This is a genomic window from Mycobacterium sp. E1214 (genome assembly GCF_001666755.1).
In the GTDB taxonomy this organism is placed as follows: Bacteria; Actinomycetota; Actinomycetes; order Mycobacteriales; family Mycobacteriaceae; genus Mycobacterium.
This window is the reverse complement of record NZ_LZJC01000123.1, coordinates 46,776-61,531: the sequence shown is the minus strand read 5'-3', so window position 1 is coordinate 61,531 and position 14,756 is coordinate 46,776. Positions and strand designations below refer to the sequence as shown.

Annotated in this window: 13 protein-coding genes; 2 read left to right on the top strand and 11 right to left on the bottom strand. The window is 70.1% G+C overall.

Annotated features, from left to right (window positions below):
• Positions 1–2: 2 nt before the first annotated feature.
• Together A5700_RS16915 and A5700_RS16910 are read right to left on the bottom strand one after the other, a co-directional pair.
• A complete protein-coding gene (locus A5700_RS16915) occupies positions 3–503 on the bottom strand; it encodes a DUF6328 family protein (RefSeq protein ID WP_068074387.1) in 501 nt (166 codons plus the stop codon).
• 54 nt (positions 504–557) lie between these two features.
• A complete protein-coding gene (locus tag A5700_RS16910; RefSeq protein WP_231973924.1) occupies positions 558–914 on the bottom strand; it encodes an STAS domain-containing protein in 357 nt (118 codons plus the stop codon).
• 230 nt (positions 915–1,144) lie between these two features.
• On the opposite strand from A5700_RS16910, the gene A5700_RS16905 reads away from it, so the two are divergent.
• Positions 1,145–3,361, top strand: coding sequence for a SpoIIE family protein phosphatase (locus A5700_RS16905; RefSeq protein ID WP_068074391.1), 2,217 nt, complete (start codon positions 1,145–1,147; stop codon positions 3,359–3,361).
• 48 nt (positions 3,362–3,409) lie between these two features.
• The gene (locus tag A5700_RS16900) at positions 3,410–4,429 is read left to right on the top strand and encodes an iron-containing redox enzyme family protein (protein WP_068074393.1); all 1,020 of its coding nucleotides are present in this window, start codon (positions 3,410–3,412) and stop codon (positions 4,427–4,429) included.
• Here A5700_RS16900 and A5700_RS16895 read toward each other — a convergent pair.
• The 9 genes from A5700_RS16895 to fdh all read right to left on the bottom strand — a co-directional run bounded on the left by A5700_RS16895 (position 4,426) and on the right by fdh (position 14,721).
• A complete protein-coding gene (locus tag A5700_RS16895; RefSeq protein ID WP_068074398.1) occupies positions 4,426–4,635 on the bottom strand; it encodes a CDGSH iron-sulfur domain-containing protein in 210 nt (69 codons plus the stop codon). The genes A5700_RS16900 and A5700_RS16895 overlap by 4 nt on opposite strands.
• The gene (locus tag A5700_RS16890) at positions 4,632–5,321 is read right to left on the bottom strand and encodes a HemK2/MTQ2 family protein methyltransferase (protein WP_068074401.1); all 690 of its coding nucleotides are present in this window, start codon (positions 5,319–5,321) and stop codon (positions 4,632–4,634) included. Before A5700_RS16890 ends, A5700_RS16895 begins: the two co-directional genes overlap by 4 nt.
• A gap of 101 nt (positions 5,322–5,422) precedes the next feature.
• Positions 5,423–5,977 (bottom strand): type 1 glutamine amidotransferase domain-containing protein, encoded by a 555-nt coding sequence (locus tag A5700_RS16885; RefSeq protein WP_068204869.1) that lies wholly within the window; start codon positions 5,975–5,977, stop codon positions 5,423–5,425.
• A 45-nt stretch (positions 5,978–6,022) separates the two neighbouring features.
• Entirely contained in the window at positions 6,023–7,192 is a 1,170-nt protein-coding gene (locus A5700_RS16880) for a zinc-dependent alcohol dehydrogenase (protein WP_068066010.1), read from the bottom strand.
• Entirely contained in the window at positions 7,189–8,130 is a 942-nt protein-coding gene (locus A5700_RS16875) for an SRPBCC family protein (protein WP_068204868.1), read from the bottom strand. The genes A5700_RS16880 and A5700_RS16875 overlap by 4 nt, the downstream gene beginning before the upstream one ends.
• 177 nt (positions 8,131–8,307) lie before the next feature.
• Positions 8,308–9,294: an LLM class F420-dependent oxidoreductase gene (locus tag A5700_RS16870; RefSeq protein WP_068066015.1), complete on the bottom strand. Its 987-nt coding sequence runs from the start codon at positions 9,292–9,294 to the stop codon at positions 8,308–8,310.
• 84 nt (positions 9,295–9,378) lie between these two features.
• The gene (gene nrfD, locus A5700_RS16865) at positions 9,379–10,452 is read right to left on the bottom strand and encodes an NrfD/PsrC family molybdoenzyme membrane anchor subunit (RefSeq protein WP_068066018.1); all 1,074 of its coding nucleotides are present in this window, start codon (positions 10,450–10,452) and stop codon (positions 9,379–9,381) included.
• Complete coding sequence (locus tag A5700_RS16860) at positions 10,449–11,426, bottom strand: 4Fe-4S dicluster domain-containing protein (protein ID WP_068066021.1); 978 nt, start codon at positions 11,424–11,426, stop codon at positions 10,449–10,451. Before A5700_RS16860 ends, nrfD begins: the two co-directional genes overlap by 4 nt.
• Entirely contained in the window at positions 11,401–14,721 is a 3,321-nt protein-coding gene (gene fdh / locus A5700_RS16855; RefSeq protein WP_156745551.1) for a formate dehydrogenase, read from the bottom strand. Before fdh ends, A5700_RS16860 begins: the two co-directional genes overlap by 26 nt.
• Between the last annotated feature and the right edge of the window lie 35 nt (positions 14,722–14,756).

The following is a 14,756-nucleotide window of genomic DNA, read 5'->3' as shown; positions in this document are numbered from 1 at the left end:
GCTCACATCCCCCGCGTGCGCAGCAGCAGCGGCAGCGCCCACCAGAAGAAGGTGAACAGCGCAAGGGCGCACGCGCCGGCGATCAGCCCGGCGTGACCGCCCGCGACCGCCGCGAAGATGATGAGCGTCATCCCGGTCAAGGCCAGGCCCAGCAGCGCCAGACCCGCGAAGGCGCACCGGTGCGCGGCCGAGACCAGCGCTTGCAGGCGGTGGCGCCGGAACAGCAGCCGGTGCATGCCGACGGGGGCGATCAGCAGCACCGTCGCGCACACCGAACAGCCGACCGTCGCCAGGTAGACGACGCGCAGGTCCGGACCCAGGACCTCGAACCGCTGCTGGAACGGCAGGGTGAGCAGGAACCCGGTCAGCAGTTGCACACCGGTCTGCACCACCCGCAGTTCCTGCAGCAGGCTGTTCCAATTGCGGTCCAGCCGTTGGATTTCGGTCTCGCCGCGTTCCCGGCGGTCCCACCGCTGGTCATCCTGCGGATGGTCGACGTCCATATCCGCCCTTGTTCCAGCGGTGTCGACGGACCCGAGGTGGCCGCGGCAAGCGCGTCAGCTGTCCCGGACGCCGCTCAACGCGTCGTCCAGCGTCGGGTACGTCGGAAACGTCTTGTCCAGCCCCGTCAGGTGGATCGGGCGGCGGGTGGCCGGACCGCGCGCTACCACTCCGAACCCGGTGGCCTTGCCCAGCCGCTCGTAGGTCGCCGCCAGGATCTTCAGGCCCACCGAGCCCAGGAATTCCACCGCGGACAGGTCGATGACCAGCGCCGTGGGACTCTCCTCGACCACCGCCCCGATCGCCTGCTCCAGCGCGGGAGCGGTGACCAAATCGATTTCGCCGCTGACACTGACCACGGAGACACCACCGTGGTCTTCAACCAACGTGGTGATCGAATCCGGAGCTGACAACGGCAATCCTTCGTCCAGGGCACTGAGCGTGGTGCAAGCCTAGCCTGCGCGCGCGAACTGCGAGAAGAATATGCCCTTGAAGGGTGCCCCGCGACAAGCCCAGCTAGTCTCCGCGTACAGCCGTGCATCGATGCGGCGCGGCCGTGCCACCCGGGAGGCCAGATGTCGGATTCGCCGTCGATTTTTCTCGACGCGCGGGTGCCCGCCGCGCGGCGTCGGGGAGCCCCGACGTGACCGCCGCCGACGACTTCCACGCCGAGTACTCCGCCGCGCTGCTGGCCTACCTGGCGGCGCGCGACGACAAGACCCTGGCCGCCGCCTACGAGCTCGGTCGACGGGCGCTGCAGCAGGAGGTCAGCCTGCTGGCGATCGTCGAGCGGCACGTGGAGCTGGTGTTCGCGGTATCGCAGGACGTGCGGATCGAGGCGCCGATCGCCCTCGAGTTCCTGTTGCAGACGCTGGTGCCGCTCGACATCGCGACTCGCGGCTTCCTCGACCACACCCGGCGCTACGCGCAGGAGCGGGCGCGCGCCGAGCGGCTGGCGGATCGGGACAAGTTCCGCACCGCCATGGTCAATTCGCTGCAGGAGGGCTTTTTCGTCGCCGACCACGAGGGCTCGATCGTCGAGATGAACGACGCCTTCATCGAGATCGTCGGGTACCCGGCGGCGGATCTGCCCTACCGGTGGCCGCACCCGTGGCTCGTCGACACCCAGGGCGCCCGCGAACAGCAGGCGCTGGTCCGAAGCATCGGCAGCACCGGATACGAGACCCCAGTCCGGCATCGTGACGGCCATCTGGTGTGGGTGATGGTGAGCATCAACGCGGTCAAGGAATCGGGCAGTGACGAGGACATGTTCGTCGGCACGATCCGCGACGTCACCGCCGAACGGGCGTTTGCCGCAAGGGAAAGCGCCGTGCTGCGGCTGGCCACCGCGGTGTCGGTGGCCCGCAGCGTGGACGAGCTGCTGTCGATGACGCTGGACGAGTGCAGCGCGGCCATCGACGTCAAGCGCGTGGTGGCCGTGACCTGGCCGACCGGCGAGGGGGTGCCGACCGTCCAGGCCGCCGGCGAGCCGGTGCAGACGTCGTGGCGGGAGCTCGATCCGTGGTTGCGCCAGACGTTCCAGGACGCGCGCCAGCAGTTGCCGCTGACCGCCAAGCCGATCGAGCGGCCCGAAAACTCTGGCAAGGCACACGGTTTGGTCGCGGTCCTGTCGGGCGCCGGGGACCTCGCCTTGTGGCTGGAGCTGTCCGCGCCGCGCTACATCAGCGCCGAGGACCGCCTGCTGGTCACGGTGCTGATCGGCCATCTGAGCCTGGCGATGCAGCACGTCCGCCAATTCGAGAGCGCCCGCGAGACGTCGCTGACGCTGCAGCGCGCCATGTTGCCGCCGGTGCAGCCGCCGCCGGGATTCGCGGTGCGCTACGAGCCCGCGGTGCTGCCCCTGCAGATCGGCGGCGACTGGTATGACGTGTTGCCGGTCGGCGATCACCGCATCGCGATCGTCGTCGGCGACTGTGTGGGCCGCGGCCTGCCGGCCGCGGCGGTCATGGGGCAACTGCGCAGCTCGGCGCGGGCGCTGCTGATCAACGGGGCGGAGCCCGCGCTGCTGCTCGAACAGCTGGATTCGGCGGCGTCACTGATTCCGAATGCCTACTGCACCACCGTCTTCCTGGGAATCCTGGACACCGAGTCCGGCGTGCTGCAGTACAGCAATGCCGGGCACATGCCCGCCGTGCTGGTCGGCCCGCGACCGGGGATGACCCGCCTGCTCGACGATGCCGCGTCGGTGCCCCTGGCCGTGCGTCACCACACGCCGCGACCGCAGGGCACCCGGGTGCTGCCGCCCGGCTCCACCCTGCTGCTGTACACCGACGGGCTGGTGGAGCGCAAGCGCGAGTCGATCGATGACGGAATCGCCCGCGCTGCAGCCGTTTTGACGCGGACCACGGACCTTCCCGTGGACAGCGTCGCCGACGTGGTACTTCGCGAGCTGGCCCCCGCCGCGGGCTACGATGACGACGTGGCGATGGTGGTCTATCGGCATCGGCAGACGCCGATCCGCATCGAAACCGAGGCCACCGCAGACCAATTGGTTTCCATCAGGCATCGGCTGGCCGGCTGGCTGCAGGCCGCCGGTGTTCCCGACGAGCTCGCCGGCGACATCGTGCTGGTGGTCAACGAGGCGTGCACCAACTGCGTCGAGCACGCCTACCGCGGGCAGGCCGCCGACACGATGCTGCTCGACGTCGAGTTGGTCGGCGACGAGGTCCGCGCGCGCATCGCCGATCGCGGGTCGTGGCAGGCCCCCGGCTCCCACCCGGGCAACGGCGGGCGCGGCCTGCTGCTGATGAGGGCGCTCAGCGACACCATGCGGCTGGACAGCACGCCCACCGGCACCACCGCCGACCTCACGTTTCGCCTGCCGCCGGCGGCCGGTTAGCGGACGGCCACGCCGTTTGCCGGGCCCGCCAGCCGGGTAGTCATCGGCGTGACCAGCGCATCGATAACTACCGAACCCTTACTGCCCGCGGCGCATGGCCCGCTGTCGACAGCAGTTCGTCACGCGCTGTCGGGCCCGCCCGCGCACGACCACCTCACGCGCATCGGCGCGTCCGTACGCGACTCCGACCCCTACGGCCTGGACCTGCAACTGGCGCTGTCGATGTGCTACGAGCTGCACTACCGCGGCTTCGCCGGTGTCGATCCGGCGTGGGAGTGGAATCCCGCGTTGCTGGCGCTGCGCGGCGAGCTCGAGCGGGTGTTTTTGGCGGGCGTGCGGCGCGACGTCGGGCCCATCGACGCCGACCACAGCGCCGCCGCCGAAATGGAGTCGCTCACCATCGAACCCGCCGACGGCGCGGGCCCGTCGTATTACCTGCGCGACGCCGGCACCTGGGAGCAGATGTGCGAATACTTCGTGCACCGCTCCGTCTACCACCTCAAAGAGGGCGATCCGCACGCCTGGGCGATCCCGCGGATGATGGGCATGGCCAAGGCCGCGTTCGTGGCGATCGAGTTCGACGAGTACGGCGCCGGGCAGGGGTCGCGGCTGCACCAGCAGCTGTTCGCCGACCTGCTCAGCGCGGCGGGGCTGGACCCGACCTACCTGGCCTACCTCGACGCGGTGCCCGCCGAGGCGCTGGCGGCGGTGAACCTGATGTCCCTGTTCGGCCTGCACCGTTCGCTGCGCGGCGCCGCCATCGGGCACTTCGCGTCCACGGAGATCACCTCGCCGCCGGGGTCGCGACGCATGGTTCGGGCGCTGCAGCGGCTGCAGGCCCCGGCGGCCTGCGTCAAGTTTTACGCCGAGCACGTGGAGGCCGACGCCGTGCACGAACACGTGGTGCGCATCGACGTGGTGGGTGACCTTTTGGCGCGCGAACCGCAGCTCGAACAGGACGTGATCTTCGGGATCCGCGCGCACGCCGCGGTCGAGGACCGGTTGGCCGAGACGATCATGCAGGCGTGGCGGCAGGGCCGCTCGTCGCTGCGCCGGCCCCTGACCTAAGGGGCGCTCGCGTCCGTCTTCGGCAGGCGCCGACAGCGGCGATGGCTGGTGTCGCACAACGGATAGTCGGCGCTGCGCCGGCAACTGCAGATCGCCACCATGAAACGGTCGGACTCGACGACGTCGCCGTCGGGCATCTCGATACGCACCGGGCCGGACACCAGCACCGGCCCCCCGGGCACCACCTGCACCCGGGTGGTGCTCATCGCTTGTCCGCCCGGATGACCACCAACTCCTCCTCGCGGCGCCCGCGGGGAATCAGCCCGACCTGCTCCAGCCAGGCGGCGCGGGCCGTCATCACCGGGCCGAACGGAATCCATTTGGAAGCAACGACTTTGGCATCCATCCCGGCCCACTTGAGGGCGTCGAGCGACTGCTGGACCCCGGCGAGCGCCGAGTGCACCAGCAGCAGCGATCCCCCGTCGCACAACAGCTTCGGCGCCGCTTCACACAGCGGGTCCAAGATCATGCGGCCGTCGCTGCCGGCGTTCCACGCCCACGGCGGCCCGGCGTCCGGGCAGATCGGCCGCTCGTCACCGCCGGGCGGCGTCGGCACGTACGGCGGGTTGGAGACGACGACGTCGAACGGTGACCACTCCAGTGCCTCGAGCCAAGACCCCTCGTTCACATCGACTTTCACACCGGCGGCCGCGGCGTTGTCGCGTGAGCAGGCCACGGCGCGCGGACAGATGTCGAAGGCCGTGGTGCTGCCGCTACCCATCTCGGCCGCCGCGATGGCGACGAAACCGCTCCCGGTGCACAGGTCAAGCACCCGACGGCCCGGGACCAGCCCGCTGTCGTGCAAAGTGTCGACCAGCAACCGGGAATCCTCCTGCGGCCGGTACACGTTCTGAGCGGCCGACACGGCGGGATTAGGGTAAGTGATTGTCACTATTGGCCTTTCGACGGATCGCCGGGGCGATCTAGATTGCGCCTGTGTAACATGCCCGCAAACTGGTGCGTTCAAACCGACCAGCCGCGATGCTTTTGGGGCTAACTGGCGGGGGCGTGGGCGAACTGCTCGACGATGGTCGCGCAGAACGCGGGCAGGTCTTTCGGCGAGCGGCTGGTGATCAGGTTGCGGTCCACCACGACCTCGTCGTCGATGACGTGGGCGCCGGCGTTGCGCAGGTCTGTCCGGATGCTGGGGTACGACGTGACCGTCCGGCCCACCGCCACACCGGCTTCCACCAATGTCCAGGGCCCGTGACAGATCGCGGCCACCGGCTTACCCGATTCGACGAAGTCGCGGACGAACGCCACGGCGGCGGAGTCCATGCGCAGCTTGTCCGGGTTGACCGTGCCGCCCGGCAGCACCAGGCCGTCGAACTCCTCGACCGACGCCCCCGCCACCGCGCGGTCGACCGTGAACGTCCCCGCCGGTTCGAGATCGTGGTTGCGCGCCTGGATCTCGCCGGTCTGCAACGAGAGCAACTCGACTGCGGCGCCGGCCTCGGTCAGCGCCGCCCGGGGCTGCTCGAGTTCCACCTTCTCCACACCGTCGGCCGCTAGGATGGCAATCCTCTTGTTGTGCAGTTCGTTTGACATCGTTCGATCACCCCTTCGGTGACAGCTCGACTTTCCTCGCGCTGCTCATGGACTGAGGACGACCTTGGTGCAGCCGTCCTGTTTGTTCTTGAAGATCTCGTAGCCGTGCGGGGCCTCGTCGAGGCGCAGCCGGTGGCTGATGATGACTGTCGGGTCGATGTCGCCGTTGCGGATTCGGTCCAGCAGCGGGCGCATGTACCGGTGCACGTGACACTGCCCGGTCTTGATGGTCAGCGACCGGTTCATGACGGCACCGATCGGAAATTTGCCCATCAGGCCGCCGTAGACGCCGACGATCGAGATGGTGCCGCCGTTGCGGCAACTCATCGCCGCTTCCCGAATGGCATGCGGGCGTTCGGTTTCCAAGCGTACGGCCTGCTTGATGCGATCGTAGGCGTCGACCGGGGCGGAGCCGCTGCGCGCCTCCATGCCCGCCGCGTCGATGCAGTGATCCGGTCCTCGTCCCGCGGTCAGCTCCCGAAGTTCCTCGAGCACCGAGGTTTCCGCGAAATTGATCGGGGTGGCACCGATCTTGGCGGCCAGCTCCAGGCGGTAGGGCACCCGGTCGATGGCGATGACGTTCGACGCGCCGAGCAGGTAGGCGCTCATGATGGCGAACAGGCCTACCGGCCCGGCGCCCCACACGGCGACGATGTCGCCGCCGGTGATGCCGCACATCTCCGCGCCCATGTAACCGGTGGGCAGGATGTCGGACAAGAACAGCGCCTGCTCGTCGGTGAGGTCGTCCTCGATCTTGAGCGGGCCGACGTCGGCGAACGGCACCCGCGCGTATTCGGCCTGGCCGCCGGCGAATCCGCCGAGCATGTGCGAGTAGCCGAATAGCCCCGCCGGCGAGTGACCCATGAATTTCTCGGCGATGCCCGCGTTGGGGTTGGAGTTCTCGCACAGCGAGTACAGGTCGCGCTCGCAGGCCGAGCAGGCGCCGCAGGCGATGGGGAACGGCACCACCACCCGGTCACCGACGGCCAGGTTGCGCACCGCCTTGCCGACCTCGACCACCTCGCCCATGAATTCGTGGCCCAGCACGTCGCCGTGCTTGACGGTGGGGATGTAGCCGTCGTAGAGATGCAGGTCCGAGCCGCAGATGGCGGTCGAGGTGATGCGGACGATGGCGTCGCGGTCGTTGAGGATGGCGGGGTCGGGAACCGTCCGCACCTCGACGCTGTTGCGGCCCGTCCATACGGTGGCCCTCATGGTGTCGCTTCCTTGCCGGGTTGAGCGGAGTCTTGGTGCAGCTGTCGCGCCGCCGCGGTGCCCTCGGGGGACCCGTCGGAGCGCAGCACCTCGCCGGTCTCGAGGATCTGCTTGAACCTGCGCAGGTCGTCGTTGACCTGCTGCTCGGGGGATTCGCCGAGCAGGCTGGCCGCCGCCTTGCCCAGCAGACCGCCGGGAATGTGATAGCCGATCTGGACGCGGACCTCGGTGGCGTCACCGGTGCTGGTGGGCGCGAACTCGACGCTGCCGCCGTTCTCGACCGGCGACCCGGCCAGGGACTGCCAGGCGATCCGCCGGTTCGGCTCGTCCTCGACGATGCGGGCGTCCCATTGCACCGACTGGCCCGCCGGCGCGTTGGCCACCCAGTGCGACACCGCGTCGTCGGTGACGGTGACGGACTGGAGGTGGTGCATGAAGTTGGGCAGATTCTCCAGGTCGCGCCAGTAGCCGTAGACCTGCTCGGGTGAGCGCCGCACCGTGACGGAGGCGCGCAGGGTGCGGTGTCGAGCGCCGGCGGCGCCGTGGCGGCCGCGCTGGCTGCCGTCGCCGACTGTGCGCAGCGCCGTGTAGAGGTCCAGGGCGCCGATGCCGGTGAGCGCCACGGTGGTGATGACGCCCCGCCGGCGTCGCCCCGGGCCACGGGCGATCACGCCCGCGACGAGCAGCGCCGTGTCCAACACGTCGCCGGCGACCCGGGTCCAGACCAGCTTGTCGGGGCCGACCAATAGGGCGGCGCCGTGGCCGCACTCGCGCACGCCCAGCGCCCTTAGCACCCGCCGCGACCGTGGGGTGTCGTCCACACCGGCGAACGCAGCTACCTTGTCCGGAACCAGAATCTCGCTAAGGCCCAAGCCGAAGCTGGCGCCGCTGAGGGCCTTCACCAACGTGGCGGTGGTGGTGCCGGATCGGTCGCTCATAGCTCGTTTCCCCTTATGTGCCCCCCGCGCATTCGGTCATAACCGCTGCACAACGGGTTACGTTGCGACCCTTCAGGCGGCCGCGGCCGCGCTGCAGGGCGCGCGCTCAACCGGACTCGCGCCGGGCTGGTGCGCGCTGGAAGCCGGATACCCGGGCGGGCACGGGTCAAACGTCGATCAGCGAGCCGCGTCGCGCAAGGCCGCCAGCAAAGGTTCGGCCGCCTCGGCGAGGAATCTTTCCTGGGTGTCGCCGCCGATTTGGACAAGCGCGATGTCGGTGAAGCCGGCCTCCCAATAGGGCCGGACCGCCTCGACGATGGCGTCCAGGTCGGGGCCGCAGGGGATGGTCTCGGCGACGTCCTCGGGGCGCACGAACTGGGTGGCGCCGGCGAACCCGGCGGGCGTCGGCAGGTCGGCGTTTACCTTCCAGCCACCGGCGAACCAGCGGAACTGGTCGTGGGCGCGTTGCACGGCGGTGTCGCGGTCCGGGTCCCAGGACACCGGGATCTGACCGATCACCCGCCCGCCGCCGCTGACGTTGGCGGTTTGGCGCGCGGCGTTCCAGGCGTCGACCAACTCCCCCGCGGGCTCGACCGCGATCAGGTGGTCACCGAGCTTGGCGAACTTGTCGACGGCCTGGGTCCCGCCAACGGCCACCCCGATGCCGACCGGCACGTCGGGCACGTCCCACAGGCGTGCGGAATCGACCTGGAAGTAGTCCCCGCGGAAGTCCATCAGCTCGCCGCCGAACAACTCGCGGATGATCTTGATGGCCTCGCGCAGCATGTCTTGGCGGCGCGTGATGGTGGGCCAGCCCTGCCCGACGATGTGTTCGTTGAGGTTCTCCCCGCTGCCCAGGCCCAGCGTGAACCGGCCGTCGGAGAGGATCTGCACGGTCGCGGCCTGCTGGGCGACGATCGCCGGGTGGTAGCGGATGGTCGGGCAGGTGACGTAGGTGTAGAGGTGCACCCGCTCGGTGGCCTGCGCGACCGCACCCAAGACCGTCCACGCGTTGGGCGCGTGTCCCTGCGAGACCAGCCACGGCGAGAAGTGATCGCTGCACACGTGAAAGTCGAAGCCTCGCTCTTCGGCCGAAACCGCGTAGCGGACAAGGTCTTTGGGCCCACTCTGCTCGGTCATGAGAGTGTAGCCAAAATTCGTCATAGCGCCCGGTTACCCGGCCCCGGCGGCCGTTAATCGTGGATTCGGGCCGTAGCCGTCGGTGCGCGACGTCCCGGCGCGGCGGGCTCAGCCCGCCGTGGTGATCGAGTCATCGGTGACGCCGGCCGCGCGTCGCGCCTCCAGCCGGCGGCGCTGCGGTTCGATGGTGTAGCGCGGGTGGCGGGCGGATTCCTTGCCCGCCTCGAAGAAGCCGAATCTCAACAGGGCCGACGCCGTCAGCAGCGCGAGGCCCGACAGGGCGGCTGTGCCTCGGCGGCCGCCGCCCACCAGCGCGCCCAAACCTCCTGCCGCCGCGAGGATTTCGCTCCACTGCAGCAGCCGGCCGGGCGCGCCGTGGTGCAGCGGTTCTCGCGCCACGGGGTCCATCCGGGACTCGGTGAACCGCGCGGAGACCAGGTCGCTGACCGCCGCGATGACCGCCAGCTTGCGGGCGGGCGCGGCCTCATCGACATCGGTGGTAATCATCGCCAGGCCCGAGGCGGCCAGGCTCGCCGAGCTGACGAACACGAACGGCAGATCCCGGTAGGCGGCGTTCCACGTCGGCGTCGCAGTGTCGGTGAGCAGCACGGCGGTGTAGACGGCCAGCGGCGCGGCGAAAACCGCGGCCTCCAGCCCGGCCGGCCCCTCCACCGCGCGCAGCACGGGCCGCAACGGCCCCAACGGGATTCGCTCCCCGGACATCCGGTCGATCTCGGAGACCGCGGCGACACCGATGCCGGCGCTGAACAGGCTCAAGATCCACGAACCGATGCTCATCGGCGAGGTCAGCTTCACCGTACGCAGCATGTTGACGAACCGCTCGGGCCGGCCCAGGTCCTTCACCAGCGCGACCGCCCCCAGCGACACCGCGATCAACGCGGACAGCCTGGTGTTGCGGCGCAACGTCTTTCGCCCGGTCAGCTGCGCGCCCGCCGCCAGCAGGCCGGAGCCGCCGGCGACGCCGCCCAGGAACAGGTAGGCCCCCACCTCGTGTCCCCAGGGCGCGGGTTTGACCACCGGGCGCCCGTAATACGAGGTGAACTCGGCGTCGGGGACCATCACCGACTCGTCGCGGCGGCGCCGCTTGCCCTCGCCGCGTCGCCGCCGCTTGCCGCCCGCGGGCTCGGGCGGCCGGAAGCTGTCGAACTCCGAGGTGCTCATCGGCTCCTCCAGAACGCGAGCGCGGCCGCCCCGACCATGCCGGCCGCGGCGATGCCCGCCCGCTTGAACATGGTCGGCAGGTCGGCGGTGCACACCCGCGGATCGGGCGGCAGCCCGTACACCTCGGGCTCGTCGAGCAGCAGGAACACCGACCCGGTGCCGCCGACCCCGTCGTTCTCGTTGGCGCCGTAAAGCCTTGCCTCCGTGCGCCCTTCGCCGCGCAGCTGCGCGACCCGCCGCCGCGCCTGGTCCACCAGGTCGTCGTGGTTGCCGAACTTGATCGACGTCGTCGGGCACGTCTGGGCGCACGCCGGCGTCTGGTCCTCGACCAGGCGGTCGTAACACAGCGTGCACTTCTGCGCGACGCCGGTGACGAAGGTGTGCTCAGGCCGGTCCGGCCGGCCGGGCCGCTCCGCGGGGGTCGCGTAGGTGCCGTCGCTGCGGCGTTCGACCACGCCGAACGGGCAGCCGGCCACGCAGGTGCCGCAGCCGTTGCAGACGTCGGCCTGCACGACGACGGTGCCGAACTCGGTGCGAAACAGCGCGCCCGTCGGGCAGACGTCCAGGCAGCCGGCGTGGGTGCAGTGCTTGCACACGTCCGACGACATCAGCCACCGGAACTCGGGGGTGTCCGGCGGTGTGGTGTCGGGCTCGTCGCGCCCGGGGACCGCCGGCATGCCCAAACCGACCAGGGCCCGGCCGGATTCGCGGGCCTCGTCGATGCGGTCGCGGCCCTGCTCGATGAACGCGACGTGGCGCCAGGTGCTGGCTCCCAACGCCCCGGTGTTGTCGTAGGACGACCCGAGCAGCTCCAGCTCCCCGTCGCGCGGGTTGTGGTTCCACTCCTTGCAGGCCACCTCGCAGGCCTTGCAGCCGATGCAGATCGAGGTGTCGGTGAAGAAGCCCTTGCGGGGCTTCGGATCGGCCCAGCCGGCGTCGGTGGTCGGGTCAGTCGGCCCGCTGAGCTGGCCCATCGGCTCCTCCTTCCCAGGCGGCGGCACTCACCCGCACGTTGCCGGTCTCGGCGGTGGCGCCGGAGCGGGACTGGTAGTCGGCGATCAGCCGCAGCAGTTCCGCACCCTGCGGCCGGCGCCCGGGACGGATGTCGCACGACCCCGCCTTGGATTCCTGGATCTGAACGTTGGGATCCAGGGTCACGCCCAACAGGTCGTTGGCTGCGTCCCCGCTGACCACCGCGTCGCCGCCGACACCCCAGTGGTAGGGCAACCCGATCTGGTGCACGGTGTGGCCGTTGACCACCAACGGCGTCACCCGGCGCGTGACCAGGACGCGCGCCTCGATCGCCGCGCGGGGCGACACGATGGTCGCCCACCCGTAGGGCGTCAGGCCGCGCTCGGCGGCCAGCTCCGGGGAGACCTCGCAGAACATCTCCGGTTGCAGCTCCGAGAGATAGGGCAGCCAGCGGCTCATGCCGCCGGCGGTGTGGTGCTCGGTCAGACGATACGTGGTGAACACGTACGGGTACACGTCGGCGCCGGGCTCCCCGGCGCTGGGCGCGCTGAGATTGTCCTTGCGCGGGAACGTGATTCGGCCCGGGTTGCGCTGCTGCGGGTACAGCGCGTTGGCGACCGGCGACTCCTGCGGTTCGTAGTGCGTGGGCAGCGGCCCGTCGACCACGCCCTTGGGCGCGAACAGCCAGCCCTTGCCGTCGGCCTGCATGATGAACGGGTCGTCGCCGGCCAAGGCGTCCGGGCCGCCGACGTCGGGATCCGGGCGGCTGCCCGGCGCCCGGTCGGCAACGAAGTCCGGCACGTCGTGTCCCGTCCAGCGGCCCTGGTCGGCGTCCCACCAGACGAGCCGCTTGCGCTCGCTCCACGGCTTCCCGTCCGGGTCGGCCGACGCGCGGTTGTAGAGGATCCGCCGGTCGGCCGGCCACGCCCAGCCCCACTCCTGCTGACTCGGCGAGTCACCGCCATGCGGGACGCGGCGCGCGGCCTGGTTGGTCGCGTCGGCGTACACGCCGGTGTAGATCCAGCAGCCGCCGGCGGTCGACCCGTCGGCGCGCATCTCGGTGTAGGACGTCAACGGCCGGCGCGCGTCCGGGCCGTCGACGTGGTAGCCGTTGATCTCGGCGAGCACGGCCTCGCCGTCGGGCTCGCCGTGCTCGTCGGTCGGGTAGTCCCACGTCAGGTCCAGCAGCGGCCGGTCGCGCTCGTCGGTGGACCCGGCCAGGCGCTGGCGGATCCGCTTGCCCAGCTCGAAGAAGAACTGCAGTTCGCTCTGGCACTGCCCCGGCGGCTCCACCGCCTTGTGCCGCCACTGCACCAATCGCTGCGTCTGCGTGAAGGATCCGGCCTTCTCGACGTGCGTCGCCGCGGGCAGGAAGAACACCTCGGTCTCGATGTCGGAGGTCTTGAGCTCACCGGAGGCGATCTCCGGGCCGTCCTTCCACCAGGTGGCCGACTCGATGAGGTTGAGGTCGCGCACCACCAGCCACTTGAGGTGGGCCATCCCGAGGCGCTGCATGCGACCGTGCGCGGACCCGACGGCCGGGTTCTGCCCGAGCAGGAAATACCCCTCGACCTCGTCGTCGAGCATCGACATCACGGTCTGGTAGGTGCCGTGCGGGCCGGTCAGCCGGGGCAGGTAGTCGTAGGCGAAGTCGTTGTCCTTCGTGGCGGCGTCGCCCCACCACGCCTTGAGCAGGCTGACGGTGTAGACATCAGCGTTGGCCCAGAAGCCCTTCTGCTTCTTGGACCCGACCGCCGCGAGGTAGTCGGCGAAGGTGTCGTGCAGGCCCGCCTTGGGCATCGGCAGGTAGCCCGGCAGCAGGTTGAACAGCGTCGGGATGTCCGTGGAGCCCTGGATGGTGGCGTGCCCGCGCAACGCCATGATCCCGCCGCCCGGCCGCCCCACGTTGCCCAGCAGCAGCTGCAAAATCGTTGCGGTGCGGATGAATTGGGCGCCGAGGGTGTGCTGGGTCCAGCCGACGGCGTAGGCGAAGCAGGTGGTGCGCTCGCGCCCGGAGTTCTCCACGATGGAGCGGGCCAGGTAGTCGAAATCCGCACGGCCGATGCCGCAAACCTCGGTCACCATCTCCGGGGTGTAGCGGGCGTAGTGGCGCTTGAGGATCTGGAACACCGTCCGCGGGTGCTGCAGGGTCTCGTCGCGCTTGACCCGGGCGTGCGCGAGCGGCGGGCCACCGCTGCCCTGCTCCTGGCCGGCCGCGCTGGCCGCGGTGTCGGCGCCGTGCTCGTGGCCGCCGCCGGGCGACTCGACGTGGCCGTTGCCTTGCTCGTCGTAGGCCCAGGTCGACGTGTCGTACTGTCCGGTCTGCGGGTCGAACCCGGAGAACAGGCCGCCGAGATCCTCGGTGTCGCGGAAGTCCTCGTTGATCAGCGTCGCGGCGTTGGTGTAGGCCACGACGTAGTCACGGAACCACAGGTCGTTGGCCAGGATGTGGTTGATCAGCGCGCCGAGCAGCACCACGTCCGAGCCCGCCCGGATGGGAATGTGCCGGTCGGACACCGCCGAGGTGCGGGTGAAGCGGGGGTCGACGTGGATGATGCGCGCGCCGCGGGCCCGGGCCTCCTCCACCCACTGGAAGCCCACCGGGTGGCACTCGGCCATGTTGGAGCCCTGGATGACGATGCAGTCGGCGTTGGCCATGTCCTGCAGTGATTGGGTGGCGCCGCCGCGCCCGAAGGAAGCTCCCAGACCGGGAACCGTTGCGCTGTGTCAAATACGCGCTTGGTTCTCGATCTGGATCGCGCCTGCGGCGGTGAAGAGTTTTTTGATCAGGTAGTTCTCTTCGTTGTCCAGGGTGGCGCCGCCGAGCGCGGCGATGCCCATGGTGCGGCGCAGCAGGTTGCCCTTCTTGTCGATGTCCTGCCAGGCGTTGCGGCGTGCCTCGACGAACCGGTCGGCGATCATGTCGATCGCGGTGTCCAACTCCAGCGACTGCCAGTCGGTCGCCCGCGGCGCGCGGTAGAGCACCGTCACCTGCCGGCCCGGCGAGTTGACCAGCTGCTCGCTGGCGGAACCCTTGGGGCACAGGCGGCCTCGCGAGATCGGCGAGTCGGGATCGCCTTCGATCTGGACCACCCGCTCGTCCTTGACGTACACCCGCTGCCCGCAGCCGACGGCGCAGTACGGGCAGATGCTTTGCACCACACGGTCGGCCGTGGTGGTGCGCGGCGCGACGGCGCGGGTTTGCTTGGACGTGACGGCCGACCCGCGGCCCAACTTGTCACCCGAGCGCAGCTGACGCACGACGGGCCATTCGAGGAAGAGTCTCCGCACGCTCATGTCCCCACCCTAGTGCCGGTCGGCCAAACTCGCCG

Excerpts from the sequence above, each read along its gene's own strand:
- A5700_RS16915 (WP_068074387.1), bottom strand. The coding sequence starts at position 503 with ATGGACGTCGACCATCCGCAGGATGACCAGCGGTGGGACCGCCGGGAA.
- A5700_RS16895 (WP_068074398.1), bottom strand. The coding sequence starts at position 4,635 with ATGAGCACCACCCGGGTGCAGGTGGTGCCCGGGGGGCCGGTGCTGGTG.
- A5700_RS16885 (WP_068204869.1), bottom strand. The coding sequence starts at position 5,977 with ATGTCAAACGAACTGCACAACAAGAGGATTGCCATCCTAGCGGCCGAC.
- A5700_RS16880 (WP_068066010.1), bottom strand. The coding sequence starts at position 7,192 with ATGAGGGCCACCGTATGGACGGGCCGCAACAGCGTCGAGGTGCGGACG.
- A5700_RS16875 (WP_068204868.1), bottom strand. The coding sequence starts at position 8,130 with ATGAGCGACCGATCCGGCACCACCACCGCCACGTTGGTGAAGGCCCTC.
- A5700_RS16870 (WP_068066015.1), bottom strand. The coding sequence starts at position 9,294 with ATGACGAATTTTGGCTACACTCTCATGACCGAGCAGAGTGGGCCCAAA.
- nrfD (WP_068066018.1), bottom strand. The coding sequence starts at position 10,452 with ATGAGCACCTCGGAGTTCGACAGCTTCCGGCCGCCCGAGCCCGCGGGC.
- A5700_RS16860 (WP_068066021.1), bottom strand. The coding sequence starts at position 11,426 with ATGGGCCAGCTCAGCGGGCCGACTGACCCGACCACCGACGCCGGCTGG.